Origin of the sequence: Marinomonas mediterranea MMB-1 (genome assembly GCF_000192865.1) — a bacterium.
Classification (GTDB): Bacteria; Pseudomonadota; Gammaproteobacteria; order Pseudomonadales; family Marinomonadaceae; genus Marinomonas; species Marinomonas mediterranea.
Genome location: NC_015276.1, coordinates 2,591,303 through 2,617,812 on the forward strand (window position 1 = coordinate 2,591,303; position 26,510 = coordinate 2,617,812).

Here is a 26,510-nt window from a genome sequence, read left to right on the forward strand (position 1 = left end):
TTATTGTGTTCATTAGAAACACCTTATGAAGTCTAAAAAAGTGACACTTTTAGACGGAAGGTAATTCTACATATTGTTGTTGCAGAAATCATTGTTATGAATCTATCCCGAACTGAGAAGCAATAAAAAATCTATCTAAGACCCCTTAATTTTTATGGATCATTTTTCAGTCATATTTATTTCAAATTAGATATAAAAAAAATCATGTCTCAGACCATTTTTATATTGCTGGTTCGTTTTTAAATTCGCTCCTAAGATGCAGCCTTCGATACTACGTTGAGTAAAGATATAAATACCAACGATATCGCACAAAACCTAAAAGCAGCCGGTTCACCGGTATAAAAATAAATAATTTCAGCCAACTAATCGTTTACGTATGAGCTGAAGTTAGGTTGATTAGGACTTGAAGCGTTATGAATACAAAAAATCAATTACCTCTAGCTGGCGTTCGTGTTGTAGATTTTGGACAACAAATTGCTGCACCTGCCGTCGCGATGGTTTTAGCTGATCTAGGTGCAACCGTTGTACATATAGATCCGCCTAATGGGCCAACTTGGCAACATCCCGCTAACGCTGTTTTAAATCGCAATAAATCGTCTTTAAGCTTAGATTTGAAAACCTCATCAGGCTTAAATCAGGCATTAGAGCTAATTTCTAATGCTGACATTGTGATTGAGGGTTTCCGTCCTGGCGAAATGCAAAAGCTGGGTGTTGATTTCACTAAGCTGCGTCAACAACGTCCTGAATTGATTACTCTTTCTATGCCTGGATTTGCAAGCAATGATGAGTTACGTCGCGATTGGAAAGCGACAGAAGCTATCGTTACAGCAACCTGTGGAGCCTTTACAGACATGGGATTCAACCGTGTATTGATGGGCGTTAACCCTAGTTTCTCTCCTCTTCCATTAGGGTCCTCATACGCAATTACATTGGCAACAAGCTCTGTTGCACTTGCTTTATTTGAACGAGAAAAAAGTGGCCGTGGTGATGAAATTGAAGTGCCGATCGCAGCCGCTCTTATGGAAGGACTGTCTTACAATTCCTATGTAGTTGATCAGCTTCCTGAGCGCTATAAAACAATGCGTGAACTCGAAATTGAGCACCGCAGAGAAAATAATATTGAAATGGACCTAAGTTACGATGAACTTCAAGAGTACTTAGACCCTTTCTTTCGCACTTATACGTGTGCCGACGGCCGCATGTTCTATTGCGTTTGCCCTTCTCACCGTAACCATGCAAAACGCGCACTTAAAGTTCTCGGTATTTATGATGAATTGGTTGCCGAAGGCCTGCCTGATGTTAAGGATCTACACGCTCCTATCAGCGAGTGGGACGGCGAAACATCTATTGGCGTTTACCCTCTACCGAAAAAATGGGCGGATATAATTTCCAAAAAAATGAAAAAGGCCTTTTTACAAAAAACCTCTGAAGAATGGGGTGTTATTTTTGGTGAAGGCCAGATCCCTGGTGCTCCTCACCGCACAACTCAAGAATGGGTAAACAGTGAATACAGCAAAGAGTCAGGACTGTTTGTCGAAGTAGAAGACAAAGAATTCGGCAAAATGATGCAGCCTGGCCCGATTGTTTGGTTTGAAAATGAAGCCGACGCAATGTTAACACCGAATTCTCGTGAAGATGTTGACTTCGAGACAGCGCTAAATCGCCTCCAGCAAGCAATTGAATTTGACAAATCTCCACGACCTGTCGGTCAAGAAATACATAAAGCTAGCGGTGATGGCTGGTTAAAAGGCGTTAAAGTTCTAGATTTAACTAACGTTATTGCTGGCCCTCACTCCACAGCGTTTTTAGCACGTTTCGGTGCAGAAATTACGAAACTGGACCCTATAACACCGCTGTATGACCCATTGATTGGAATTTTATATACATTCCAAACAGGCGTCGGCAAAGAAAGCGCTTTGGTTAATATCATGACGGAAGAAGGCCGTGAAGTACTAGAGCGCCTTGTAAAAGAAGCGGATATTGTTGTTATCAATGCCCCTGAGCGTCAAATAAAACCTCTTGGGCTAGACCAAGAAACAATAAGCGCCATAAACCCAGAGGTTCTTTTCTGTCGTCTTGATTGTTTCGGTGCCCCTCGCAACGGCAGCAAAACAAACTACATCGGTTACGATGATATTATTCAAGCTAACAGCGGAATTATGAGTCGATTCGGCAAACCGGAAACACCTGAAGAACATGCCCACATAGGCACGCTTGATGTAAACTGTGGTTTCGCTGGCGGCTTAGGTATGGCTATTGCTCTATACCAAAAACGCAAAACAGGGAAAATCACCCGTGTTAGAACCTCTCTAGCCGCAGTAACTAACATTGCCCAGCTTCCTTTTGCCTTTGATTATGAAGGACGTGCTCCTTTTAATGAAGCATCAGGTCGTGAAGCGCTAGGTAACAACGAACTATCACACTTCTACCACACGAAGAGCGGTTGGATATTCCTAGATTCAAATGAAGGAGAGCTTGCTACACTTGCGACAATTAAAGGCCTTGAAGGAATTCAAGAATGTCAGGATTTAGGCGAGTTCTTACGCGAAAGTTTTGCCAAAGAGCCTTCTGAATATTGGTTAAAAGCATTCATTGAAATTGACGTTGCCTGCGCAGAACCAATTTCTATTGAATATTTACGTGAACACAATAGCCGTGTAGCAGATCAAACAGCCGGGATAGATCGAGGAAGTTTTTCATTCTCGATCTATCCAGATCACCCAAGCGGCCACTGCATTACACAAATTGACCCCTATTCGATCCGCCCATCTGAAGCATCGATTAGCGCTGTAACACCTGCTGAAAAATTCGGTAATTCAACCGAGACTGTTTTAAGCAGCCTAGGCTACAGCAATAGTGAAATTGATTTGATGCTAGAGAAAAAAATTGCAGCGAAAGGTTGGAGTAACGAGTTCCTACCAAGCTAAACAATTGATCTTAAATAAAAAGAGCCAAGCTAGCCAAGTCGGTTTGCTTGGCTTTTTAATTGATAAAGCAGCGCGAATTTTTAATAAACATGGCTCTTTCTAGGCGGTAACGTTTGCCCTTATAACACCACCACTGACTTCTAAAACGGCTCCAACAAAAACAGCGTATTGCCCATTCGCCAATATACCCCATACAATTTTCACATCTACTATCTTTAATTATTATGAGGCATTAAGCCCTCAGATTTCAGGAATAAAATAGGCGTAATGCAAACGCTGTTGACGCAACGCATTAACCAATGCCTGCAAGACGTGATCTTGCCCTGCCAATTCGAGGAAGGTTTGCGGGCGCCACTTACGTGCGAGAACTTGATAGCTTATGATGCCTTAGAAGAAATACAACCAAAATCGTATTGTGTGGAACAGGCCAACATTTCGAAGCTATTCATTTAACACCCAACAAAAGTTTTTGGCGAAAAAAGTATAAAATTCAAGGTTCTGAGCCAAAACTGAAGGGGCCAATCAAGCTATCAATCTATTGAGATTAAACCTTCTTTTGAACACTAAAAAAAACACCCATAAAAAAACCATCAACGCTATAGTCATGAAGATAGGAAAAACAATAAAAGACGCGATGACAGGAGAAAAAAAGTATGAAACGTAAAAGTCGAATTTCGATAAAATATTAAACAGAATATACAAAGTGAAGAAAGACACCGTTAGGCCAAATATAGCCCATTTAAAGAAGTATACTTTTACAGACTGATCATAATTCTCTAGTTGTCTTTCTATTTCTCGATCGGCCATCTCCATCAACTCATTAAACTCAACGGAACTCAACATTTTCCCTTCTACCTGAGAATAATAATTAGCGTATACTTTTCCTCCTTCATCATGCAAAAAAAACCTTGAAAAAGAATACTCTAACCCCAAAAAAACAAGTGCAAAAAAAACGATTAGATATAGTGTCTTCACTAGGGAACCTGCGAATAAGTCGGCAACATGAGACAATCTCACCGACTTAAGCCGACTAAGATTCCTAATCAACCATGAACCAACTCTCCTTCGCAGATAGCGAATTCACCAGTAAACGCCGTAAAACCCGCACAGAGCTTTTTCTGGGTCGAATGGATGAGTTGATTCCATGGCAAAAGCTCGAAGCTCAAATAGAGCCCTTTTACTCGAAAGCAGGTAACGGGCGACGCCCTTACCCGCTTGCGACCATGTTACGTTACGCATTCACTTTATGCAAAACTGGTACAACATGAGTGATCCCGCAATGGAAGATGCTCTGTATGAGATAACCTCTATGCGTTTATTTGTAGGCTTGTCTTTAGAGGGTGCCATTCCTGATCACACAACCATCATGAACTTCCGTCATTTGCTTGAGATGCATAAGCTTGGTCGTAAGCTCTTTAAAGAAGTGAATAAATGGTTATCTGACTCAGGAGTCCACTTCAAGGAAGTGGACCATCGTTGACGCGACGATTATTGAAGCGGCAAGCTCAACCAAAAACAAATCGAATGCGCGTGATCCTGAAATGCATCAAACCAAAAAAGGGAAATCAATGGTTCTTTGGACTAAAAGCACATATTGGTGTCGATGCAAAACACGGCTTAGTGCATCGCTTTACTACTACACCCGCCAATGATCATGATCTAAACCAAATCCATGATCTCATACATGGCGACGAGCCATTTGTGTCAGCCGACTCAGGCTACCGTGGTGTAGAAAAACGAGAGGAAACTAAAGGAAAGAAGCAGGATTGGTTGATTGCTGAAATGCCCAGTAAGATACGAGCTTGGAAGAAACGTCCTCGTATAAATAAGAACCCCATCCGAACAGAGTATTTAAAGGCCAGTATCAGAGCCAAAGCCGAGCACCCGTTTAGAATACTATAATGCCAATTTGGCTTCCGAAAAGTCGCCTACAAAGGCTTGTCGAAGAATGACAACAAGCTTGCCGTCTTATTTGCGCTTGGAAACGTACTGCGAGTCGACCAAATGATACGATCTGCACGGGGTTAGTCCGTCTAGCGTCCCAAACAATGGGAGTAACAATCCCAAAATGGCGTTAAAAGCGCTCGAAATTTATGTTTATAGAGCGCAAATGCAAAACTTCAACGCTGAGCGACTAATAGACTGATTTATTCGCAGGCTCCCTAACTTTTTCATAATCATTCACTCCAATTAAACTCCGGAAACATTTCCCCCTAACGATTGACTTTTGGGACAGGTACTGAGGCAACTCCAAATAACACCTTACTGATAAAGCAATTTATTCCTTTTTCCAGTGAAAAAATATAACGTCATTCCAAACCTTATAAAAGACCGTTTTTGACCAATCCCACCAAAACCAATTGAAAGATAGAGTATGAACGAGGCTCATGTTGAAGGCTGAAAAGGGGCAATGCCTTTGTTGAAGTAATGCCGATACAGCTGATAAAAACGCGTAACGTGAATCGGTTTTTCACCTTTATATTGATGTAAAAAATAAAAATGCCAGCTCCGGCCTCTTAGGTCAGGTAGCACTCTAACAAGGTTTTCTTGATTCAGGTGCGTTTGAGCGAGAAACTCAGGCAGTAAAGCCACTCCCATGTCGTTCAATACGACTTCTAAGGCAGATGTTAACGTATTGACCTTAGCACTGTAAGGCAGCGCTATTCGTTGTTCGTTGCTATAGTCATTCGCAAATATCTGTATCTTCTCACGATGCCAAGCCGTCGCAATGTATTTATGTTCAGACAGGTTTTCAATGGAGGTCACATCACCATATTGTTTCAAATAACGTGGTGAAGCGCAGAACACCTCAGAGACAACACCAACAGACAACGCACGATAATCGCAATTCTTGATGTCGCCCCCAAAAATTGCCGCATCCAAATTGTGCTCGATCAAATCTTGCCATTTCTCGGTGACCACCACTTCTGGGGTTAGCTTTGGAAACTCCAGACACAATTGCTTTAAAGCCGGTATAACAATGCCTTTTTCAAAAAACGGCGGCACCGATACCTTAAAATGACCGCTGGGTTGCTCTTTTTCACTGTTCAGCTCAGTCAAGGTTAAACTGAGTTGCTCGTTTAGTAATTCACTGCGAGCCAACAGTGTTTCGCCAGCTGAAGTCAGCACCACGCCCCGGGTATTGCGTATCAATAATTGGTGACCAATCGACTCTTCTAGCCGTTTTATTTGTTGGCTAATGGCCGATTTACTCATACCCAACTTTTTAGCCGCTGCAGTAAACGAACGTTTTTTTGCCACTTCGACAAAAATTAATAGTAATGGCGCCAGCTTCACAGTGTTCATATATTTAAACAACACGTTAATTTAATGGGTATTGTCTACTATCTTATACAAACCTAAGCTAGGTCAACCATCATCACTTTGGAGATACAGCATGCCCAGTTACATTGTCGTTGACTTAACCCCAATAAACAAAGAAAAACTCGCAGAATACAGTGCCCTTGCTGCGGAAACTCTCGCCCCTTTTAATGGCCACTTTATCGCAAAAGGTGAAAGCCAAGCACTGCATGGTGACAAACCGCACCCACTGAAAGCCATCCTTGAGTTTCCAGATAAAGAAAGTGCGATCAACTGGTATCACAGCGACGCTTACCAAGCCATCATTCCCATTCGGGAACAAGCAATACAGTGCCAGTTTCACTTGCTTTAACGGCTACTTACCATCTATATATAAAGCCAATAGAAATACGTTTGCTTGCAAGCGTATTTCTCCCAATACACTAAACAATGTAGGTCAGTATGATTAAGGTTATTTCAACGCATCTTCCCTCTAAAAGCACCTTACACGATCGTATGAAAACAAAGGACTTCGTTGATTGCTACTCCGTTGAATCAAACCTTTCGCCGCGTCAAGCCGCCAACATCATTACCGACTTTCCGGGATGGGCGCGACTTCTTGTGAGCATTAGAAACATCGTCACCACACCATTTGGGCTATTAAAAGAAGGTCCTAAAACCGAAGATCAAGTTGGCTTTTTTCCTGTGGAATCGGACACCCCCACAGAACTGATCGCGGGTTTTAATGACAAACACTTGGACTTTCGCGTCTCTGTGATGACACTAGATGGACATATTTATTTAGCGACTTGGGTTCACCCTAACAACCTCTTGGGGCGACTGTACCTGAAAACCATTATGCCTTTTCATAAATTGATTTCACGCGATGCTTTGGCTCGAGTTCACTTAGGTAGCGTGAAAGTTTAGGGACAAGAAATATAGGGAATTGGAAGACTATTGCTTAAGAATACTTTCAATATTGTGTCTTTGCTCATCAGAAACGAGGAAATACAGAACCAGATAACCATCGTCAATTGGTCCTTTTGAATGCTCGACGCTCAGTCTAGTTAAAACATCTAAAAGCTCATCAGCCTGGTTTTTAGATTCAAATATTTTTTGAACTTGATTGGGTGGAATACCAAATGCTTCACGCACAATAAGCTCGTCATGCTCTTTATTATAAGGGCGCCACCATACAACAAAAGGCTCTTCTGGCATAATTTCGTATGGTATGTGTCGGCTATCGAGATAAGATTTAAACGTGTTGAGGGCATCTTGACTTGCCAAATGATTACCAACCTTAAAATCACCAGAAGCAACAGGGGTTAATTGTCCTGTTTCAGTATCTTGACTGCACCCAAACAACAAGAAGATAGAAAACGTTATTAAATACTTCATTTATCCTCGATACTTAAAATTGAAAGCTTATAACGTCGCGAAGGCGCCACCTTTTACCCTAACACTTCATCAGGGTGCATTACGTTGCGAAGGCGAGGCATTAAAGGCTTTAGAATGGGTAAAAGGGTCTTCGATTTGTCTTTGCTGCTTGGTCGCTTCCGCCCACCAAACTAACTGATAAAAGCAGCGATCGAAATAATCAAACCAAGCATTTTCGTCTTCATCCGCTTGTAAAGTGCCGTCTTCATGAAAAACGTCTTGTGCTTTAGGCACATGAATCATAGCGGATACTGACAAACACCCCAATTCGCCTAGAAAGTTTCTCATACCTAAGGCGGCTCTCATACCGCCCCACTGAACAGCTGAATAAGTAATAATGCCACTTGGCTTGTAGGAAAAAATAGAGCTACCAAAATGATTTAACAAATTAGCCAATGCTGGACTCATTGAATGATTGTATTCTGGGCTTACCATGAGATAACCATCCGCGACGGCAATCTTCTTAGCTAATTCATCCAGCGCCGTTGGCGCTTTACCTTTTACATAGGAAAAATGTGGTTTAAAAACCGGTTCTATTAGATAATCCAGTGCATCAATAAGCTCAATTTCATGCTCTTCAAAACGCGCTACGAAACGACTTAAACACGCTTTCGCAACACGTTCACCCACGCGAGCAGGTTTTGGCGGCGTACTGTTGCGAACACTACCTAGAAACACTAGAAACTTCATCATTTCACTCCACTCAATCAGAACAACGAATATTCGCACAAATCCTCATGCATGACTTCGGATGAATTCAATTTTGAAGTGGACAATAGCCTATTAAATTAGGCCTGACTCCCTAAGTTTTACCTGACGTGGGGAGTCATACCGGCCAGTTAAACCGCCGAAACGGAGTTGGATGTTTTGCGCGAGAGCAGCGGAAAAGCACAAAACATCCAACGTTGTGAAGATCGGGTTGAACTGATTGCTATGTATTTGCCCCACCGAAAACAATTAATTCAGCTCGACCTTTGACACGAGCCCTATGCTCAACTCCAGCGAGAACTGTATGTGACTGTCCCGTTAAGAGCTCAATGGTTCCGTCTTTAGTATCTATATTGACTCGGCCTGACAACACTAAAAACATTTCATCAGAGTTTTCATGTGTATGATATTTAGCTTCCATATCATTCATTACCCTAACAGATATAGGGTTTCCATTTGGAGATCCTATACTTTCAGAGAACCATTCTTTTTCAATCTTGGCGATGTGCGAAAATATATTCTTCATATGATTTATGCATAACAATTAAGGGGTTATACGGCTGCGCAGCCGCTGTTATAAATGTCTGTTGAAACACTGCGTTATCGTTTTTATAAGGGATTTGTCTTTCATGATGCGACCTCCCTGTGGCTTTGCGGTGTGTTTTCGAGTGCTCTTATTCTTAAACTAGGCTAAGAAAAATCCATTTTGATCATTTTTTGACCACCCATATCTATAGTTTTACCCAGATTATAAGTGATTGGCAAGCCTAATCCCTCGGAACCTTTCGCCTGATCATGGTTGCTCTTTTTGATACTTATTATAATGCAAAACACCCACAAATCTGGTCTTATTTGTTTTGTGTCCAACAATTTGATGGCATTTTCCTTGAACTTAGGGTCTGAATTTAAGGTCAAATAAAGAATTGGAATTTATTTTCACCTTGACCCTAAGTTGTGAATGGCTTACGCTATTGTAGGCTTCTTCTGACGTGTTCACTCATCTATTTTGAAATGAAAATTTAGTCTATTAATTAGACCTGAACCTCTGCGTTTTACTTGACCTAGCGGGCTGTGCCAACGCCCAAATCAGATCGCCTTCAGGATTTACCTATTAGACTAATGTTTCAGCTGATCCTTGACCAAAAAGACATGTCGACTGAGTCGTGATCAAGTAAGTCTAAATATCTTTGAGCTACATCATTATGAAGCCAGAGTCGGCATATTTCTTCTGCTTTTGCTTGAGTTGTAGCTATGGCGACATCAGCGTATTTGCCATCTTTACCTTTTAACAGGAAGTGAGACAAAAGCTCGTTCTCGTTAGATAGAAACTTATCATCAACTTCCTTGGATAAAGCTAAAAGCTGCTCTTCAACAACGCCTTTTTTTAGCTGGAACACTGCAAACTCAAACCCTACAAATTCAAATGTATTTTCTTGAAATATCATATATCCTCTCCTTTATGTTTGGAGATATCATTGTCGATCTATACTCCTGACAGCGTTGTGTCAGTGGTATTGTGCGTCGATCGATTTTTTTGATATTCGATGTAGTTATTTAGGTTAACAGAGTCTGGTAGTTTTACAGGAGCAGATGCTGGCTCAAGAGTATCTATACGATCAAGTCTGAAATCACGGTACGCATTTTTAGAGCTACACCAGCTACCAATAGTCCATTTTCCTCCCCAGAAAAATAGACCCAGCGGGAAAATTATACGATTGGTTTCTGTGCCTGATAAAGACCTGTAACATATCTGAGCCCATTGGTTTTCTTGAATGAGTTGATGAAGTTCATCCCAATGACAAGAATCAATTGCACGAATATGTTCTCCAGGCGTCCTTACAGTTCGTTGATTATTTGATTGAGTTGAAACTGTATGTGGTAAAGCAGCTTCTATCTTACTCAATAAAGAACGAGATGCCTTACTCAACATTGGTCCAGTCCATGAAAAAGTCATATTCACGCCAACAATCAAAGCCTCAAGTTCTTGTTCAGTTAACTGTAATGGCGGCAGTTCGAACCCTTCGGAAAGTTTATACCCAACGCCCGCTTCACCATATACAGGGACACCAGACACAGAAAGGTCATCAATATATCTATAGATAGTTCTTTCTGAGACACAAAGGCGTTCTGAAAGCTCCCTTGCAGTAATCGGCTGATGAGCTCTCAAGATATTAGTAAGCTGAAACAACCTGTCAGATTTACTCATAAATTATTGGATGTACTCTAACGAGCCTAACAATTAAGGGTTATACGGCACAGTCGCAGTTATAGTCGTCTGTTGAGCCGCCGCGTCTTTATATAGGAGGGTTGGTTTTTGCATGATGTAACCTCCCTGTGTCTTTGTAGTGTGTTTACGAGTATTCTTGCCCTTAAGAAGACTCTTTTTGATCGTCGACCGCTGTAGTTTTACCCAGATAGTAGGTGATTGGCAAGCCTAAGCCCTCAGAACCTTTTGCCTGATGCGCCTTGTTTCATTGTTGAGAATTTAGGGACTGAACTTTTACCCTGCTCCATTAGTCGCCATTAGTACTAGACATTAATCTCCCTCTGCCTTTGTATCGCAGTTACAACATCTATCATGACATTCAAGCGAGCCGACTGATCAGGCCTTTATTCCACTCAACCAACTCTGCCAGTTTTTCACAAACTGCTTTCGCATCGATAAACTGTCTTGGTAATGCAAGATAGGAGAAGCAGACATGTGAATCTTTGTCGATACCAATGCCGGGGCTATCATTGCGGATAGGGTTCAGCGCTTCTCTTGAAAAACCTGCCTTGCATTGCTGGGGGAACCGTCTCGATATCAACCATACTGATTAATAAAACACGTTCGGCTTTTGAGTCATAGGACATGAGAACGGGATACTCGTCATCAAACACCAATTCGTACTCGCCAGTATTTGCGCTACCGTCAAGTGTCATTCCCATGCTTTTAAACACATCAGAGAAGAGAGTATTCATAAATACATCAGAGAAGAGAGTATTCATAAATACATCAGAGAAGAGAGTATTCATAAATACATCCGACATTTTTCCTCCTGAACACAGCCTTTAGTATCACTGCGGTTCGTTTTCTTTTGATGGCTGATCCGAAGATCAGTCTTCTCCAAGGTACTTTCTCGTTAATGCGTCTACTTCGTCCATAAAACTGTCATGCTTTGTTAGACCAGACTCATGTCCGTAATAGTCCGCATCAGATTGGCGGCTCCTTGAACTGGCAGGAGAACTTTGACTTGAAGAGACTGAATCATAGCGTTCAGGAGTTTTGGGGGCAGGCCTTGTCCGTGGCTCCGCTTTTGTGGTCTGGTTGTATTCCTGTTCAACGCCCTTCTTATAACGGGAGTATTCCTGACGAATTTGATGTTCGGGCGTGTGTACACTTTCGTAACGATCCTGGCCGCGAACATTCTCTTTGAAACTGGCATAATCCATCAAATTTGGCGGTGGCAATTGAGTCTTAGATTGGCGTTTCAGGCCAGTCTGTAATCTAGCCTCTGGCTGTTGATTCGAATTCCGTGCACTTGTGTATTCTTGGTATTTTTCTTTAATAACTCGCTCGTTTGCCCTTTCTCCATAGTGGCTGGCTGCGTCAAGTTCGTTCTGTCGGAAGCTACTAAAAGATTGCAGTGTAGGAGCGTGTTGATTCACACGGGTTGAGCTTGACTGCGGCTGTGTCTGAGTACGCTGATTCTTAATTTTCTGGATTCTTGCCTGCTGGGCCGAGTGAAAATCCTCATTATTTTTAATGCCGTTCAGTGCATCAGCAGCACGATCACTCCTGGAGAATTTGGAACCCTCTGCCATACGGTGAGTAAACTGTTCTTTCGCAGCGCTAAAAAAACTCTTAACTTTATTACCAGAACTCTGATGGTGGCGCTCAACTGCAATAGAGCCATTTCTAAGCGAAACTTTGTAGTTGTGATCCCCTATTTTCAGATTGCCTTGTTCCAATAACTTTTTTGTATTTACGCTAGATTGACTTATTTCAGAGACATCTCTAAAAGCAAACCCTGAGCTTTTTGATATGGACATACCATCACCTTATGTTTTTCCATCTTCACCAGAAATTTACTGAGACACATTAAGGAAGATGTGAACAAGTCCACTGGCTTCAGCGTGTGGATAACGCTTCTTTATTCGAGGCAAGTGTTTCAAGGCCAAATGCCGTCGTCCAATATTGAGCATATTGGCAAGAAAGTTAACAAGATTAAAGAGAGTTTAGCCCTCGCTCGGCTGTTTCTATGATAAGACTGAAGCTCATAAGACTTATTCGTACCTTCCCAAGACTAAAGAGGTCAAATGAGAATTGGATTTTTTCATCAAACCCTAGATTCAAAAGCATTTATTTACATTCATCATAACAATATATACCATGCGCCTACTCGGATCTGATATGGAAATCATTTTTGCAGTAGTAATGCCTTTTTTAGATTAAAACTTAACTTTTCTAAAAAGGCGGCTTTACTATGAATCATGCCGAATCAGAGCTCTAGTATAGTGATTTTTAAAGCATATAAGTTATTCAACAAGGAGATGTAAATATGCGCGGTCAATTTAGAAGCGAAGTATTCGATCAAGAGAAACTATCCTCTTTTATTAAGCAGCTACACGAAGTAGGGATCACCTGTGACGTAGAATGGAATCGTGGTCTAAGCAGAACAGTCAAGGAAAGAGCCAATGGCTTAAAGCTAAAGTATGACAACAAAACCTTTTTTAAGCAGCAGGGAGTCCATGGTGATGTCATTGCCGAACACCTACCTCCCGAACAACGCGATATTTTCCTCACTAAAATCAAGAATGCCGGACTCTATAATGAGCCTGTTTTTTTTCTTAGCGCTCTATTAAGTTTAGTATTTTTAGGTATATTGGTCGGCTTGGTTCTTCCAGAGTTCCTACGTCGTTCAGAAACACTAGCGATAACAATAGTCTCTTTAATGGCGATCATGTTTATCGGGTATGCTCTTTTATATAGAGCTGCAGGGCCTAACGCGCTCGAAAATAGCCTAATACTACCAACATTACTTACTATCCCTGGTCTATTATGCTGTGCTCCGTCTAGCGTATTACTTACGCCGTTAGGAAGAACAATCCTTAAGCGCTCTTTATACTCTCAGATACATAATTTACCATCCGACATAGAAAATAGAACTCAATCTGACAGCGATGACTCATTGATAGCGTTTAAAAACAGCTAATACTGAATTTAGTGAATTTAGGGTCAGATGAAGAATTGGAATCTATTTTCATCTTGTATCTTGATCAACAGCTACATTATGTTTGTACAAGCGTAATGTAGCTGGGTGAGTGAGGATGTTTTCATCTTGGGTGATTCAACCTGTGGGTCAGATTATTCCCTCACCTTCTTGTTTCTTACTGGACGGTATCTTAGGCATTCAAAGCCTGTATTCACAAGGTTAGTAAAACATGAATCAATCCATCACCTCCACTCTCGGCATCGATATTTCAAAAAAGAAATTTGATGTAGCGCTCCATTTACCTTCTGGAAAATGGAAACATAAAGCGTTCACAAATAACCGTGAAGGCTTCCAAAAACTTACTCATTGGCTAAACCAGCTTGATGTCGAACAGACACATGCTTGCATGGAAGCCACCAATGTTTATGGAAATGCGTTAGCTGAGTACTTGTATGATCAAAACCATAAGGTTAGCGTCGTCAATCCAACTCGAATAAAAGGTTTTGCGCAAAGTGAGCTGCTGCGTATAAAGAATGATAAACAAGACGCTGCGCTCATCGCTCGGTTCTGTGAATCACTTTTACCCGATCTTTGGCAGCCGGAACCCCTTAGTACTCGGCAGCTAAAAGCGATGGTTAGACGGCTCGATATGCTGATTGATATGAGGCAACAAGAAGTCAATCGACTCGACGTCTCTGATGAGGTTGTGCAAGGCGATATTCACCAGCATATTAAAGAGCTAGAACAACGCATCAACAACATACGTGGGGAGATTGAAGACCATATTAATCTTGATCCAGATTTGAAGAGAAAGAAAAAACTCTTGCTCTCAATTCCAGGTATTGGTGCGAAGACAATGGCAACGGTGTTATCTTATTTTTCGGCTATTCACAAGTTTGCCAGTGCTAAGAAGTTAGCCTCATTTTGTGGGGTTGCACCTCGTGAGTACCAATCGGGAACCTCAATAAAAGGTCGGGGGCCGATGTCAAAGATAGGTTCAGCACATTTACGAAAATCGCTTTTTCTTCCAGCAATGGTGGCACTAAAATATAATCCAGCCCTTAAAGGACTGAAAGAGCGACTCAGTAAGAAAGGCAAAACCAAAATGGTGATCATCGGCGCAGCGATGCGTAAGCTAATTCATATCATCTATGGCGTACTTAAAAGCAATGAACCTTTTGACAAAAATAAAGTGTTCAATGCTTGAAATTCAAGACGGTATCTGACCCTGACGTATCTAACCCTAAATTCAAAATGATATTCATGCGTTTGCCTTTTCGACGGAACTAAGTGATGTCCGAGCACTTTGACTTTCTATATCATTTTCAGGCGCAGGGAATATTCTTTTTGCATCGGAAACTATATGTTCTAGATCTGATTTTACATCTTTAAAATATCCACGATCCGAACTGGTTGCGTCATATATATAAACAGGAATATTCAAACGTTTAGAAGATATTTGATATGGAGTTATTACGAGCTTCCTTTCGGTTAGATATATTGAATGAGTTGGGTATGTTTCCATTGCGTATATTTCCAATCTTCCTTTTTTTTTACTTTCTTCATATATCTTAATCAGCTCAGTTCTTGCTGTGTCCAGCTTACTTACAAACTCATCGTGCCGATAACCAGTTTTAATCACAAGAGCATGGACAAATGGGTTATTTCCATCTAGATGTATAAATCTCGTAGTTGTATCTCTATTGAATCTCTCCCTCAGGTCATTTGCATTTATAGTTACCCATTTATGCCCATCATTCACTACAACTGTCAACTCTTTTGAATCAGTAATCAGGTGAGAGTAATTGAAGTCATTAGACTTAACATGGTATTCAAGAAGCCCTGAGTCCTCTATAGACTCATGAATCCGTAACAGTTTTTTCAATTCTTTATAATGCTCGTCATCAATATATTTTTTATATAGAACACCTAACACTCCTCCCATAAACAAAGTGCTTGAAATTGCATTTAGGTAACTATTGGCCCAATGCTCATTTCCTAGAGATTGCTGTATTACAATCAACACCAACCCTGCAACGACAAGCCCAGTCAGAACGAAGTATTGCTTAGTGTTTACCATAAACTTCCTTTACGTACATTTAGACATAACAATTAAGCGTCATACACTGGAACAGCCACATTTAACGCTTCTCTAGCAGCCGCATTTATATAGGAAGTTTACTTTTTTCATGGTGAGACCTCCCTGTTTCTTTGCGGTACGTTTTCGAGTGACCTTACCACTATAGCAGAGCAGAAAAACTCTTTTTTGAACTTTTCTGCTCATTTATCACTCTATTTTTAACGTGATCATAAAGAATTAGCAAGCTTTCAGTTGATTAAAATTCGCTCTAATCAAGTTTTTTGCTTCCCTATAAATAAGAAGACCGCCAATGTTTTCGGCATATCAGGTGTCACTTGTCATAATGGTCTCCTTTTATCACAACACCTGCTTACATATAGAAAATCGGCAACTTTGTGACCTTCAACTGTCTCTACCAGCTTACCGCGACAGTAGGAAAGCAATCCAGTTTTTGTTCCTTGTTCGCCGATAACGACGATGTTAGGAATTTTAAGTTCAAAGCTGCGTTTTATATTTTCGATCCACTGAGTGATCTCCAAATTCACATAGTACGTTGATACCTTGTTGTTATAAGTTCGCTCGGGTTATGTTCACGTAGTTCAAGACGGAATCATTGACTGTCGCCAAGACCACAGGCTGAGGATGTATCCATTCTAGCAATACACCTTGTGATGCTTCGAGCAATATACCGATCCAACGTTCTACCAAGCCGTAAAAGGCCTAGGCCTAATGCAAGATGATCGGTTGCTCAGACCCACCTTGATCATTCGTAAATTCTAGGTAAAAGCGCTTAGGCAAGTTGAAATCCAGCTGTACCGTGCCCTTAAATTCATAAATTTAAACGCATCCGACATAGAATGAAGACAGCAGACTCTACAAATCACTCGCTCCTCTATGCCCTATTTATTTACCTGGCAAGAAAGCTATAAAAACTTTTCAATTAGAACTTCATCGACGTATTCGCCACGAACCTTTGCATGTTTTTTTGCAGTGCCTACAACCTCAAAACCTTGCCTAACATAAGCTGCCAAAGCACGCTCATTATCGCTGCGAACATACGCAAATAGTTTCTCATAGCCCTTTTGCTTTGCGACCTCAAACGTCGATTCAAAAAGCTGTTTGGAAACACCTTGTCCACGGGCACTTTCACAAACAAACGTACCGATAATACCGACATGATCAAACGCTTTTGTATATTGTGCAAAAGGCTCAATGTTTTGGAATCCAATAACCGTATTTTCTTCAGACAGCGCTACGGTAAACACGCCGCGCTCTGGGAAGTCAGCAATGAATTCTTTTTCCTCTTCGGCGGTAAAGGTTGTATCTAAAACCGTAAACAAACCTTCAACAATGATCGGGTTGAGAACATTAGTGATGCCTTCGGCATCTTCTAAGGTGACTTTGCGTACTACCAATTCCATGCGGCTAAGCTCCTACTCCTATATAGTTAGCGCTGCTTTTACATGAATGCGAAATTATCTGCAACGGGTACGGCAAAAACTAAAACCAACAACATACTTAGGCATACAGTTCGCAATCCCGACCTTTGCTACGCCATTTGCTTATTTACATGCATATCTGAATTCACCCTTCTTGCAACGCCTATGTTTTTAGAAAGTCAGCCGCAACAGATCAAACACTCGAAAGTTTATCGACTACCGTTGCCATATCCTTTTTGGCTTTCATCAGCGAGGCTTCGTATCGATCATCGGCGAACTCTTGATATTCAGAACGCACTTCATAGAAATCTGTGGCCCCAAGGTATTTGCTAAGCAGTTGAATATGACCAGTGAGGTAGTTAAGGTGTGCTCGTTCTTCCCCTTCGCTAAAGCCAAATTCCCCGCACGATGAAAGAAGAACAACGATTTTTCCCGACAAGATAGGTTCAATAGGATAATCGCCTCTCGACAGATCAAACGAGAATGTTTTGTTCACTCGCATTATTTGGTCAAACCAGGCTTTCAAGGCGGCAGGCATTCCATAGTTATACATAGGGGAAGTAATTACGATGAGATCGGCCTGCTGAACTTCCTGAAAGTACGTATTGGACTCGCTTAATTCCGTCGTTTGCTCGGTCGTTCGCTTTTGCTCTTCTGTGAATGCCGCTGCTAACCACGCTTCAGTGATAAACGATGGTGGTTCAAGTGCAAGATCCCTATTAACCACATTACATGCATTATTTTTATTCATCCATAAACGACTAAATTCTTCACCAAGTTGACGAGTAATGGAACGGTAACCTTCAACTTGATGATGAAGCTTGCGAACACTGACGTCGACTTTTAACAGATTATTCATAGATGGCCTCTTTAATTTGGGGTGTTTTGAGGCTTTAGTGTTCATCGGATAGTATTTTCTGACAAAAGGTATTATTTTTACACCTACAAAATTAAATTCATCTATGTCAGTTCAGGCATATATACACGTCAATAAAATCATCGAGAACAGTGTGTTTGCAAAGCTTCCATCGTTAACCAGTATTAGATCCTTCGAAACCGCAGCGAGGTTATGCAGTTTCAAAGACGCTGCGAATGAGTTGAATGTCTCGTCTACGGCGGTGTCGCATCAAATCCGCAATCTTGAAAAAGAGTTGGGAGTAATCTTGTTTGAACGAAGAACGCGCGAGGTGCTACTAACCGATGAAGGCCGCGCGTTGTTTCAATCTACACACAAGTTAATGAAGGGACTTAAAGCAACCATTGATGAATTAAAAGACGCGCCTACGACGCTTACGATCGGAACGACCAATGCATTTGCAGCGATGTGGTTGGTGCCAAACCTGGCGAACTTTACAGCATTGCATCCCAATATAGATGTCAGAATAAAAGCCGATGATCAGCTCGTCGATTTAGAACAAAGCAGACACATCGATGTTGCGATACGGTCGGGACACTATACAAAGCAGGATAACGAACACGGTGATCATCATGTTCTATTGCACCAAGAAAAACTAAAAGCCTACGCAACGCCGAGATTCTGGCAGCAATATCAAGCTAGCACGCATGACATCGAGATTTACTACACCCAATGGAAGAATCCGCACCTTAGTCAGTCTAATGTGGCGCAAGCTGTTTCAAATCTTGGGATAAAGAACGCAACACTGCACTCGTTCGAGGATGAAAACCAAACCATTCAAGCGGCGCTTTCGGGTAACGGTGTCTCGGTTGTCAGTGAGTTGCTTGCCACTAAACCGGTTTCGGCTACGTGGCTAGAAGAAGCACCGAGGGAACTATCGATTTGCTTGAAGGGTCTTGATCACTATTGCGTGATTCCAAGTTGGAACATCAATAAAGACGCGGCGGTGCTTTTTAGAGACTGGCTTACACTCTTGTTGAAAACTGGCTAAATCTCTCTTTAACAACACGCTCGAGACGTACTGCATCACAACCACTCCAATCCCGAGTAAGGCGTTTCTTTGAGGCTTTCTAACCGACTCATGAGGTTACCGGAATGGATCTCGAGGGATTTAACTAATTTTTTATAGTTAAATAATTTGACAATATTTTTATTGCCATCTAACCTAACAAAATATTCATAGTCAAATCAACATGGAGGTTACATGTCAGGACAGGTTGTATTCGGAGAAAAGTACTTTGAACGTCGCAAGGATGAGCAAAAGGTCTGGCGATACTTAGACAGGGGCGCTCATATCATTTTGCTTGCGCCAAGGCGATCAGGCAAAACATCCCTGCTTAGGCATTTAGAGCAAAACCCTAACAATGATTACATTTTTTTATATACCATGGTTCAGTCCTGCACGACAGAACAGGAATTCTACAAGCAAATATTTGATCAATTGTACGATACCGATTTTATAAAAAACCTAGAAAGAGCCAACCAAAAGGGCAAAGATTTTCTGAGCAAAGTATTAAACAGCATTGATAGCATTAACATTGCAGGTTCAGGGGTCAAGTTAACCGACAAAAACCGCCATATAACCTATCAAGACTTGGCAACGGTTATTCGTAAGCTTCAATTGGATAAAAAATTAGTCATCGTGTTTGATGAGTACCCAGATCTTATAGAGTCCATTTACGAAAAAGACGGTATAACAGCGGTCAAAAAATTCATGAAAAATACCCGTACCTTGTGTCAGGATACGTCACTCAACGACATGGTACAGTTCATCTTCACTGGCTCTATTGGTTTAGATTCATTAGCCAATAGACTAGAAGTCTCCAACCTTATTAATGATCAGCAGAAATTAAGTATATCCACTCTAAATGAAACGGATGGTGTGGCCTTTATTCGCTTCCTAACCACTAAAAACAACAGCACATTGCAAATCGAATCTGACATTGCCGCTTATATGCTTAACAAAGTGCAATGGTTAATGCCTTACTATATTGAGATTTTGTGGGAAAGCCTCGAAGACCATTGTTTCGATATTGAGAAAACGACGCCCACAACGGACGATGTAGACATGGCTTATACTGCCTTGTTTGAGCAAACTTACCGGTCCAACTTTAACCATTGGGTTGAACGTCTTAAACGCCTTGAAACATCAGAAAGAGCATTGGCGAAAGCGTTTTTAAACTTGCTCGCCAGATCAGAAGAAGCCTCATATAACGATTATTTTAACCTTAGCCAACAAGAAAAATACCAAGATACCCAACATGGCTACGTCATCGATTGCTTAGAGCACGACGGCTACATTTTTGAGACATCACCAAAAACCTATCGCTTTACCTCACCCATTTTAAAAGACTGGTGGAACAGACATGCCAACCGTGCCTTATAAAAACGAAATTCCCAAAAAGTACAATCCGCAAAATACGTCCACAGCGGTATTAAAAAATACCTTTGCCATCAGGCTAAAGGAGTTTAAACGCTTATGGAAAGCGATATCACAGTCGACCATGGAATCTCCTGAACAACATTACATCATTCAAGGGGTAAGAGGAGCAGGGAAAACCACGTTACTCACGCGGTTATGTATTGAGGTGGAAGAAAGCGATACCCTATCAAGTTGGTTGATCCCCATTCAGCTAAAAGAAGAAGAATATGGCATCAGTTCTTTGTTTAGCTTTTGGTTGCGCATTGCGGAAGATTTGGAAGAACACCCTCTATACGGCAAACACTTTAAAGGTCTCGCTGAAGACATAGAAGACATAGAGCAAGAAGATGGCGAAGACGCAAAAATGGCGTTCAAACTCCTAAACAACGCTTTAAACCACCAGCAACAAAAAATCATTATTTTCATTGATAATATTGCGGAACTATTTGATCACTTCACTAAGGTCGATATAGCGACCCTTAGGGAAGTATTAAGCCAAAGTGCCAACCTAAGAATCATTGGCGGCTCTGCGATTTCGCTTGAAAACTTCTATGATCATCAACACCCTTTTTACCAGTTTTTTAACGTCATCACCTTACACTCACTAAGCAAGCAGGAAACTCTGGATCTACTCTTAGCACTGGCAGAAGTCGCAGGCGAAGAGGCTGTTAAGCAAATTACCTTAGCCATAGAGCAACAACCTGAAAAAATTGAATCCATTCGGCGGCTTACTGGCGGTGTCCCAAGAACCATCGCATTGTTATTTGATATCTTAGCGGAAGGCCCTCACGGCACGACCTTTGGTTATTTAGACGACACCCTAGACATGGCCTCTCCGATATACAAACATCGGATGGACGATCTCAGTAAACAACAAAAACCCATCGTACACGCCATTGCCAAACACTGGGATGCCATCTCAGTAAAAGAGATTGCGCAAAAGACTCGTATCAACAGTAAAACCATCTCGGCTCAATTATCCCAATTACAAAAGCAGTGGATAGTAGAGAAAATCCCTACCGACAATAAAAACCATCTTTACCGCATTCATGAACGGTTTTTCAATATTTGGTATCTAATGCGCTATGGCCGCCGTCGGGATAAAAACAAATTACTTTGGTTAACCCGATTTATTGAAATGTGGTGCACCCAAGAAGACTTAACACACAGAATCGCTCAGTTTTCATCTGGGCTAAATAACGATGCGTACCTACCAGGCACGTTAGCCTACACTTCCGCCCTACTCGGTTGTAAAACCATCAGCATCCATGAAAAAGAGCAGATATATCAGCATGCTCATGATTTCTTTAAACAACAAAGTGATGAGAGTTATCTAAGTTCATTACCTGAAATAGACGGCAAAGAATATTTTGATCAAGCATATGCTCATATGGACAAAGAAGAATTTGACGAAGCAATTAAGTGTTTTGAAAAAGCAGCGTCAAAGGGACACGTTAGGGCCTATATATTAATAGGCAATTTGTACCATCTTAAACTAAACAACCCCAAATTAGCCGAAGAGAACTACCTCAAGGCCATTAAGCACGAAGTAACTGAGGCTTATCTATGTTTAGGGGATTTATACTATATTGAATTAAACGACTTTTCAAAAGCGGAACAAATGTACCTTGACGCTATCAAACATGGTGAAGTTAATACTTATTATCGTATAGCATTGCTGTATTTTGGAAAAAATTCATCTGATAAAAAAGAGCAAGTGCTGGCCTATGCTAAAAAAGGCGTTATCCATTTTGAAAACTTCTTAAGTTTATATGCCCTCACATCTGTTGCGCTATGGAACAATGAGTTAAATACGGCAACCACAGCCATGGAAAAACTCTTAAAGGGCATGATAGAAACACAAAGCATCGAAGAAAATATTGAATACATAAATGATTTAATTCTTTTCTTTTTAGCCAAAAAACAAACTTACCTAGTAGAAAACTGGTTAAACGAATTTGATTTAACAGAAGAGCTCAAACCTCTGTATTACACGCTAATGTGTTTAATGAAAGATGAATACCCGAATGAATATTTACGTATGGGTTCAGAACTAAAAGAAACCGTTGAAGAAATGCTGGCGACAGTTGATGACCTAGCAATTACTTACTCATAAGGGACTTTAGCCATTCAATCTATCAGGCGCTTATTCTCTGAATTTAGTGAATTTAAGGTAGTACTGGCAGCAGAGTGATTAAAAGAGTGATTTAAAGAGTAATTCAAAGCCAGTCACAACCACACCAATCCCGAGTAAGGCGCTTCTTTGAGGCTTTCTAAACGACTCATGAGGTTACCGGAATGGATCTCTAGTTTGTGTCCATCAGGGTCAAGAAAGTATACGGAATCGCCTTCGCTTGAATTCACTTTCCACTCTGTGACGCCTGCCTGTCTTAATTTATCACGACAGGTGGTAAAGTCTGCTTCTTGGACGTTGAAGGCAATGTGCGTGTAGTCTCCCGCTGGGGAGACATCGTCACAATAAAGGCACAACCATAAATCACCGCAAGACAAATAAGCGCCTTTATCCCATTTTACATGGCCTTTCATGCCTAAAAGATCGACATAGAATGTTAGCGAACGCGCTAGGTCACTTACTGAAAGCGTTATATGATTAAGTCCAGATACCACGTAAAACTCCTCGGCATTTTTCAAGTTAGTTGTCACCAAGTACGCTTTTTTTATCATACACTTGTCCAATACTGTCACAAAAGTTCAAAGGCAATGAATCGCGATTCATGACAAAATTTCTATAATAAGAGACTGTAAGATAAGGGCCGATATGGACAACTATACTCTAAACGAACACAACACTAGACTCCTTGTCGTAGAGGACGACATTGAACTCGCGTCACTTGTACAAGAGTTTCTGTCGAAGAACGGCTATGAGGTTGATGTCATTTCCAATGGTTTAGAGGCCGTCGATTTCATATTGAATGAACAGCCCGATCTTGTTCTGTTAGACATTATGCTGCCCGGAATGTCTGGAATTGACGTGTGTAAAACCGTTCGCACACAATTCAATAACCCTATTTTGATGCTCACGTCGTTAGACGAAGATATGGACCAGATGCTTGGTCTTGAACTGGGCGCCGACGACTACGTCATCAAGCCTGTAAAGCCACGCTTGCTACTCTCACGAATCAAGGCGCTGTTAAGACGATCTGTCGTCAACCAAACGCAACTTGAGAGCATGAATACCTCGCGCTCTAATGTGACAGACGGTCAATCAGGTAGCCAATCAAATGCGTTGGAAATCGACCTTTCGAAGCGAAGCATCACTTATAAAGGCGCGCTTATTAGCTTCACCACGGCGGAGTATGATCTTTTAAAAATGCTTATCGACAGCGCAGGAGAGATTATTTCTCGTGACGAGGTGGTACAAAACTTAAGAGGCTTTGAATACGATGGCTTAGATCGTTCAATTGACCGTCGAATCTCACGCCTGAGAAAAAAACTAAACGACGACTCGATCAACCCACGCGTTATCAAGACCATCCGAGGGAAAGGCTACCTACTCTGCGCACCGATTAAGGTGATAGGAAATAAACTGGATGATTAAGCTCTTTTTTCGGCTGTCTTTTTTCGTTTTTGTACCGTTACTCTTTTTGATTTTATCGAGTTCTTACAGCCCTATCGCCGCCATTAACCACAACTTTGTTCATAACAGGATTGTCGAAGCCTACAAAGGCACCTTCTACCTGATTGAGCAGAAGCTGAACGTCTTGCCTCCGTCTCAATGGCCCGAAAAATTTCCAGAGATCACCGCCGACTTTGCGTATCACATTGAATTACTGCCCGCTGACGGCACGGTGGAAGATTACCAAGGCGACCTGTCAAAGCTTAAACCCAACGAATATGTGTCTGTGTTCGATGAAGAAAGCGATCTGACTGGAATAATAAAGCACTTGTACGATGGTCAATGGTACCTATATATGGAACTTGACTCTAAGGAAGAGCAAGCGGTGCTTGAAGCAGTCGCCGGAACACACAGCTTACTAATGGAGCTGTTAAATAGCACGCCAAAAGAAGAATGGCGCAGTGCATTGAAATCCATTCAACCAAACTTTGGCTACGAGTTGGATTTAATAACCCAACAAGAACTGTCCGATTTAAGCGACTTGAGCGACGCAAAAAAACGCCAACTCCAAGACATTAGAGTCACTTGGCGAGACACAGAAGAGGATACGACGTATCTCTATATGACCGCCCCCGATAACGAATCCATTCTAGTAGCAGGTCCGATTCTGTTGCCTGGTTCAAGTTTAACGGCGCTTCTCTTTATCATTCTCGTGATTGTATCGTGTGTCTCTTTTGGTATTTTGAGCTTCATTTACCCGCTTTGGAGAGACCTCAACAAGCTCGCTCATTCTTCAGCGAAGTTTGGTGAAGGGCATCTAACCCAACGCGCTAAAATTGGTCGTTTCTCCTCGATACGACAGGTCGCCACGACCTTTAATACCATGGCCGACCAAATCGAAAAAATGGTCAAGGGCCAACGAGATCTTACAAACGCCATTGCCCATGACCTTCGAACTCCCCTCTCTCGTTTAAGCTTTGCGTTCGAAATGCTCCGCTCCGAAAACATCTCTGAAGATGAAAAAAAACGTTATGAAAAAAGCATCGCGTCAGGCATTCACACATTAGACAATTTGATCAATCAAATTCTCGCACTATCCCGCTATAGCCGTGCAACAGACATTACTCATTTTGGTCATCACCCACTAGGGCAATTGATTCTCTCGGAGATAGACTTTCAATCTGATGAGCATCCATCGCACGTTTTCCAAGGCAACGTATCAAAAGAACTCCAAGACACTGAGGTATTCGTCGATCAAAAAGCCATGCTGCGCGCGCTGAACAACTTAATCACCAACGCGCTCAGATACGGCAATTCGATGGTCGCAGTAGGTTTTAAGTTGCACGACGAGCACTTTTATCTATCGGTAGAGGACGACGGTCTAGGGATTCCTGAAAAGGACCGACAACGTGTTTTCTTACCTTTTAAGCAACTCGATAACGAGCAACGGGAGTCTGCCAAAGGGCACGGATTAGGCCTTGCGATTGTCCAGCAAATTGCCGATTGGCACGACGGCGAAGCTTATATCGAATCGTCTTCCCTTGGCGGCGCCAAAATCACTATAAAGTGGCCAATAAAGCGCTAAGCCTCCGACTGTTTTTACTGACTTGCGTTCTTCACTTTACGTGTATTTTGCACACTCCATTTCCTAAAAAAGAATTGGACAGAATGCGACCAAAACATCGTCACATTCTGTCCAGTAGTCGCCACATACTTCGAGTCTGATTTCCTTCAACATATCTCTTATCGAAACAACACAACGTTGTCATTTAGACGAGACTGGAGATAGAAATGAAGATATTAACTGCCTTAACTGCATCCATGCTTGTATGGATTCAACCCACCATAGCTGCTGATTTAAGCGTCAATGAAAACTCGCCGTCGTATTCAGTTGGACTCGGTGTGAGTAACTTTGGTCTTGGACTCAGTGCAGCACATAAAACCGACTGGCATATCAAAAGCGGTGATCAAATCCAAATACGCGCGATAGCGAGTACAATTGAAGGAGATACAGGTGGGTACGACACGGACATCGCTGGGATCAATTACGATAAAATCGACTACGACTCCCACGCTTTTCAGCTTGGGTTAGATTGGTACCCATCGCAGAGCGGATGGACGGAGAAAATCTTTTTCTCTGGTGGAGCGCTCTATTTGGATTTAGATTCAACCATCTATGCAGATAAAGGAAAGTCTTATACCGTTGGCTCAACGCAAATTAACCCAAGCGACCTAACCTCATTTCAAGCAAATATTACGCGAGAAAAAGTGATCCCTTATGTCAGCCTTGGTTGGGGTAACAAAATTCAAGGCGCGCCTGGTTTTGACTTTCAAGCAGAACTCGGCGTCGCTTTCATAGGCAAAGCCGATGTCAACGTCTCTTCAAGCGGAAATAAATCGATTTCTACTGCTGAGTTGGAAGCGGAACGAAAACAAATCATTGACGACACAGAAGGCCCTGCACCGTTTGCTAACTTTACCGTCGCGTATCACTTCTAAGCCCGCGCTC

The 26,510-nt window shown here is 41.7% G+C and carries 23 protein-coding genes and 1 pseudogene; 12 read left to right on the plus strand and 12 right to left on the minus strand.

Going from position 1 to position 26,510, the window contains the following annotated elements:
• Nucleotides 1-413: 413 nt before the first annotated feature.
• Both MARME_RS11830 and MARME_RS11840 read left to right on the plus strand, forming a co-directional pair.
• A complete protein-coding gene (locus tag MARME_RS11830; protein ID WP_013661500.1) occupies nt 414-2,927 on the plus strand; it encodes a CoA transferase in 2,514 nt (837 codons plus the stop codon).
• Nucleotides 2,928-3,976: 1,049 nt separating this feature from the next.
• Nucleotides 3,977-4,955, plus strand: a pseudogene (locus MARME_RS11840) (IS5 family transposase).
• A 357-nt stretch (nt 4,956-5,312) separates the two neighbouring features.
• Here the strand turns inward: MARME_RS11840 and MARME_RS11845 are convergent.
• Nucleotides 5,313-6,233: a LysR family transcriptional regulator gene (locus MARME_RS11845; RefSeq protein WP_013661502.1), complete on the minus strand. Its 921-nt coding sequence runs from the start codon at nt 6,231-6,233 to the stop codon at nt 5,313-5,315.
• A gap of 91 nt (nt 6,234-6,324) precedes the next feature.
• On the opposite strand from MARME_RS11845, the gene MARME_RS11850 reads away from it, so the two are divergent.
• Both MARME_RS11850 and MARME_RS11855 read left to right on the plus strand, forming a co-directional pair.
• Complete coding sequence (locus MARME_RS11850) at nt 6,325-6,600, plus strand: DUF1330 domain-containing protein (RefSeq protein WP_013661503.1); 276 nt, start codon at nt 6,325-6,327, stop codon at nt 6,598-6,600.
• A gap of 89 nt (nt 6,601-6,689) precedes the next feature.
• Nucleotides 6,690-7,154, plus strand: coding sequence for a DUF2867 domain-containing protein (locus MARME_RS11855; RefSeq protein ID WP_013661504.1), 465 nt, complete (start codon nt 6,690-6,692; stop codon nt 7,152-7,154).
• Nucleotides 7,155-7,181: 27 nt separating this feature from the next.
• Here MARME_RS11855 and MARME_RS11860 read toward each other — a convergent pair whose 3' ends face one another.
• The 7 genes from MARME_RS11860 to MARME_RS11895 form a co-directional block, all read right to left on the minus strand.
• On the minus strand, nt 7,182-7,625 hold the full coding sequence (locus tag MARME_RS11860; protein ID WP_013661505.1) for a hypothetical protein: 444 nt from the start codon (nt 7,623-7,625) through the stop codon (nt 7,182-7,184).
• 69 nt (nt 7,626-7,694) lie between these two features.
• The gene (locus MARME_RS11865) at nt 7,695-8,354 is read right to left on the minus strand and encodes an NADPH-dependent FMN reductase (protein ID WP_013661506.1); all 660 of its coding nucleotides are present in this window, start codon (nt 8,352-8,354) and stop codon (nt 7,695-7,697) included.
• Nucleotides 8,355-8,595: 241 nt separating this feature from the next.
• Nucleotides 8,596-8,898 (minus strand): cupin domain-containing protein, encoded by a 303-nt coding sequence (locus MARME_RS11870; protein WP_013661507.1) that lies wholly within the window; start codon nt 8,896-8,898, stop codon nt 8,596-8,598.
• Nucleotides 8,899-9,496: 598 nt separating this feature from the next.
• On the minus strand, nt 9,497-9,817 hold the full coding sequence (locus MARME_RS11880) for a hypothetical protein (protein WP_013661508.1): 321 nt from the start codon (nt 9,815-9,817) through the stop codon (nt 9,497-9,499).
• A 38-nt stretch (nt 9,818-9,855) separates the two neighbouring features.
• Nucleotides 9,856-10,578, minus strand: coding sequence for a helix-turn-helix transcriptional regulator (locus tag MARME_RS11885; protein WP_013661509.1), 723 nt, complete (start codon nt 10,576-10,578; stop codon nt 9,856-9,858).
• A gap of 527 nt (nt 10,579-11,105) precedes the next feature.
• Nucleotides 11,106-11,402, minus strand: a complete 297-nt coding sequence (locus MARME_RS11890) for a type III secretion system chaperone family protein (RefSeq protein WP_041647911.1) — start codon at nt 11,400-11,402, stop codon at nt 11,106-11,108.
• A gap of 66 nt (nt 11,403-11,468) precedes the next feature.
• Complete coding sequence (locus tag MARME_RS11895; protein ID WP_013661510.1) at nt 11,469-12,404, minus strand: hypothetical protein; 936 nt, start codon at nt 12,402-12,404, stop codon at nt 11,469-11,471.
• A 509-nt stretch (nt 12,405-12,913) separates the two neighbouring features.
• On the opposite strand from MARME_RS11895, the gene MARME_RS11900 reads away from it, so the two are divergent.
• Both MARME_RS11900 and MARME_RS11905 read left to right on the plus strand, forming a co-directional pair.
• Nucleotides 12,914-13,567 (plus strand): hypothetical protein, encoded by a 654-nt coding sequence (locus MARME_RS11900; RefSeq protein WP_013661511.1) that lies wholly within the window; start codon nt 12,914-12,916, stop codon nt 13,565-13,567.
• Nucleotides 13,568-13,796: 229 nt separating this feature from the next.
• Nucleotides 13,797-14,774, plus strand: coding sequence for an IS110 family RNA-guided transposase (locus MARME_RS11905; RefSeq protein ID WP_013660754.1), 978 nt, complete (start codon nt 13,797-13,799; stop codon nt 14,772-14,774).
• A gap of 54 nt (nt 14,775-14,828) precedes the next feature.
• Here the strand turns inward: MARME_RS11905 and MARME_RS11910 are convergent, their stop codons facing one another.
• From MARME_RS11910 to MARME_RS11920, 3 genes are all read right to left on the minus strand, one after another.
• Entirely contained in the window at nt 14,829-15,647 is an 819-nt protein-coding gene (locus MARME_RS11910; RefSeq protein WP_013661512.1) for a hypothetical protein, read from the minus strand.
• 923 nt (nt 15,648-16,570) lie between these two features.
• Nucleotides 16,571-17,068, minus strand: a complete 498-nt coding sequence (locus MARME_RS11915; protein ID WP_013661513.1) for a GNAT family N-acetyltransferase — start codon at nt 17,066-17,068, stop codon at nt 16,571-16,573.
• A 211-nt stretch (nt 17,069-17,279) separates the two neighbouring features.
• Nucleotides 17,280-17,945, minus strand: a complete 666-nt coding sequence (locus tag MARME_RS11920) for an FMN-dependent NADH-azoreductase (RefSeq protein ID WP_013661514.1) — start codon at nt 17,943-17,945, stop codon at nt 17,280-17,282.
• A 103-nt stretch (nt 17,946-18,048) separates the two neighbouring features.
• On the opposite strand from MARME_RS11920, the gene MARME_RS11925 reads away from it, so the two are divergent.
• The 3 genes from MARME_RS11925 (at nt 18,049) to MARME_RS11935 (ending at nt 22,540) form a co-directional block, all read left to right on the plus strand.
• Nucleotides 18,049-18,993: a LysR family transcriptional regulator gene (locus MARME_RS11925; RefSeq protein WP_013661515.1), complete on the plus strand. Its 945-nt coding sequence runs from the start codon at nt 18,049-18,051 to the stop codon at nt 18,991-18,993.
• Nucleotides 18,994-19,206: 213 nt separating this feature from the next.
• A complete protein-coding gene (locus MARME_RS11930) occupies nt 19,207-20,388 on the plus strand; it encodes an ATP-binding protein (RefSeq protein ID WP_013661516.1) in 1,182 nt (393 codons plus the stop codon).
• Nucleotides 20,369-22,540 (plus strand): ATP-binding protein, encoded by a 2,172-nt coding sequence (locus MARME_RS11935; protein ID WP_013661517.1) that lies wholly within the window; start codon nt 20,369-20,371, stop codon nt 22,538-22,540. Before MARME_RS11930 ends, MARME_RS11935 begins: the two co-directional genes overlap by 20 nt.
• A gap of 113 nt (nt 22,541-22,653) precedes the next feature.
• On the opposite strand, the gene fos is transcribed toward MARME_RS11935, so the two are convergent.
• Nucleotides 22,654-23,052 (minus strand): fosfomycin resistance glutathione transferase, encoded by a 399-nt coding sequence (fos, locus tag MARME_RS11940; protein WP_041648622.1) that lies wholly within the window; start codon nt 23,050-23,052, stop codon nt 22,654-22,656.
• Between the two features lie 151 nt (nt 23,053-23,203).
• Here fos and MARME_RS11945 point away from each other — a divergent pair, with 151 nt between their 5' ends.
• From MARME_RS11945 to MARME_RS11955, 3 genes are all read left to right on the plus strand, one after another.
• Nucleotides 23,204-23,983: a response regulator gene (locus tag MARME_RS11945; RefSeq protein ID WP_013661519.1), complete on the plus strand. Its 780-nt coding sequence runs from the start codon at nt 23,204-23,206 to the stop codon at nt 23,981-23,983.
• Nucleotides 23,976-25,586 carry an ATP-binding protein gene (locus tag MARME_RS11950; protein WP_013661520.1) on the plus strand — a complete coding sequence of 537 codons (1,611 nt, stop codon included), beginning with the start codon at nt 23,976-23,978 and terminating at the stop codon, nt 25,584-25,586. The genes MARME_RS11945 and MARME_RS11950 overlap by 8 nt, the downstream gene beginning before the upstream one ends.
• Before the next feature lie 206 nt (nt 25,587-25,792).
• Nucleotides 25,793-26,500 carry a hypothetical protein gene (locus tag MARME_RS11955; RefSeq protein WP_013661521.1) on the plus strand — a complete coding sequence of 236 codons (708 nt, stop codon included), beginning with the start codon at nt 25,793-25,795 and terminating at the stop codon, nt 26,498-26,500.
• The last annotated feature ends 10 nt before the right edge of the window (nt 26,501-26,510 follow it).

What these genes read in the sequence shown, in the direction of transcription:
- MARME_RS11925 (WP_013661515.1), top strand. Translation starts at nt 18,049, where the DNA reads ATGTCAGTTCAGGCATATATACACGTCAATAAAATCATCGAGAACAGT.
- MARME_RS11955 (WP_013661521.1), top strand. Translation starts at nt 25,793, where the DNA reads ATGAAGATATTAACTGCCTTAACTGCATCCATGCTTGTATGGATTCAA.
- MARME_RS11910 (WP_013661512.1), bottom strand. Translation starts at nt 15,647, where the DNA reads ATGGTAAACACTAAGCAATACTTCGTTCTGACTGGGCTTGTCGTTGCA.
- MARME_RS11880 (WP_013661508.1), bottom strand. Translation starts at nt 9,817, where the DNA reads ATGATATTTCAAGAAAATACATTTGAATTTGTAGGGTTTGAGTTTGCA.
- MARME_RS11945 (WP_013661519.1), top strand. Translation starts at nt 23,204, where the DNA reads ATGGACAACTATACTCTAAACGAACACAACACTAGACTCCTTGTCGTA.
- MARME_RS11830 (WP_013661500.1), top strand. Translation starts at nt 414, where the DNA reads ATGAATACAAAAAATCAATTACCTCTAGCTGGCGTTCGTGTTGTAGAT.
- MARME_RS11930 (WP_013661516.1), top strand. Translation starts at nt 19,207, where the DNA reads ATGTCAGGACAGGTTGTATTCGGAGAAAAGTACTTTGAACGTCGCAAG.
- MARME_RS11890 (WP_041647911.1), bottom strand. Translation starts at nt 11,402, where the DNA reads ATGTCGGATGTATTTATGAATACTCTCTTCTCTGATGTATTTATGAAT.
- MARME_RS11905 (WP_013660754.1), top strand. Translation starts at nt 13,797, where the DNA reads ATGAATCAATCCATCACCTCCACTCTCGGCATCGATATTTCAAAAAAG.
- MARME_RS11900 (WP_013661511.1), top strand. Translation starts at nt 12,914, where the DNA reads ATGCGCGGTCAATTTAGAAGCGAAGTATTCGATCAAGAGAAACTATCC.
- MARME_RS11860 (WP_013661505.1), bottom strand. Translation starts at nt 7,625, where the DNA reads ATGAAGTATTTAATAACGTTTTCTATCTTCTTGTTGTTTGGGTGCAGT.
- MARME_RS11935 (WP_013661517.1), top strand. Translation starts at nt 20,369, where the DNA reads ATGCCAACCGTGCCTTATAAAAACGAAATTCCCAAAAAGTACAATCCG.
- MARME_RS11885 (WP_013661509.1), bottom strand. Translation starts at nt 10,578, where the DNA reads ATGAGTAAATCTGACAGGTTGTTTCAGCTTACTAATATCTTGAGAGCT.
- MARME_RS11845 (WP_013661502.1), bottom strand. Translation starts at nt 6,233, where the DNA reads ATGAACACTGTGAAGCTGGCGCCATTACTATTAATTTTTGTCGAAGTG.
- MARME_RS11915 (WP_013661513.1), bottom strand. Translation starts at nt 17,068, where the DNA reads ATGGAATTGGTAGTACGCAAAGTCACCTTAGAAGATGCCGAAGGCATC.
- MARME_RS11870 (WP_013661507.1), bottom strand. Translation starts at nt 8,898, where the DNA reads ATGAAGAATATATTTTCGCACATCGCCAAGATTGAAAAAGAATGGTTC.
- MARME_RS11920 (WP_013661514.1), bottom strand. Translation starts at nt 17,945, where the DNA reads ATGAATAATCTGTTAAAAGTCGACGTCAGTGTTCGCAAGCTTCATCAT.
- MARME_RS11855 (WP_013661504.1), top strand. Translation starts at nt 6,690, where the DNA reads ATGATTAAGGTTATTTCAACGCATCTTCCCTCTAAAAGCACCTTACAC.
- MARME_RS11850 (WP_013661503.1), top strand. Translation starts at nt 6,325, where the DNA reads ATGCCCAGTTACATTGTCGTTGACTTAACCCCAATAAACAAAGAAAAA.
- MARME_RS11895 (WP_013661510.1), bottom strand. Translation starts at nt 12,404, where the DNA reads ATGTCCATATCAAAAAGCTCAGGGTTTGCTTTTAGAGATGTCTCTGAA.
- MARME_RS11950 (WP_013661520.1), top strand. Translation starts at nt 23,976, where the DNA reads ATGATTAAGCTCTTTTTTCGGCTGTCTTTTTTCGTTTTTGTACCGTTA.
- MARME_RS11865 (WP_013661506.1), bottom strand. Translation starts at nt 8,354, where the DNA reads ATGAAGTTTCTAGTGTTTCTAGGTAGTGTTCGCAACAGTACGCCGCCA.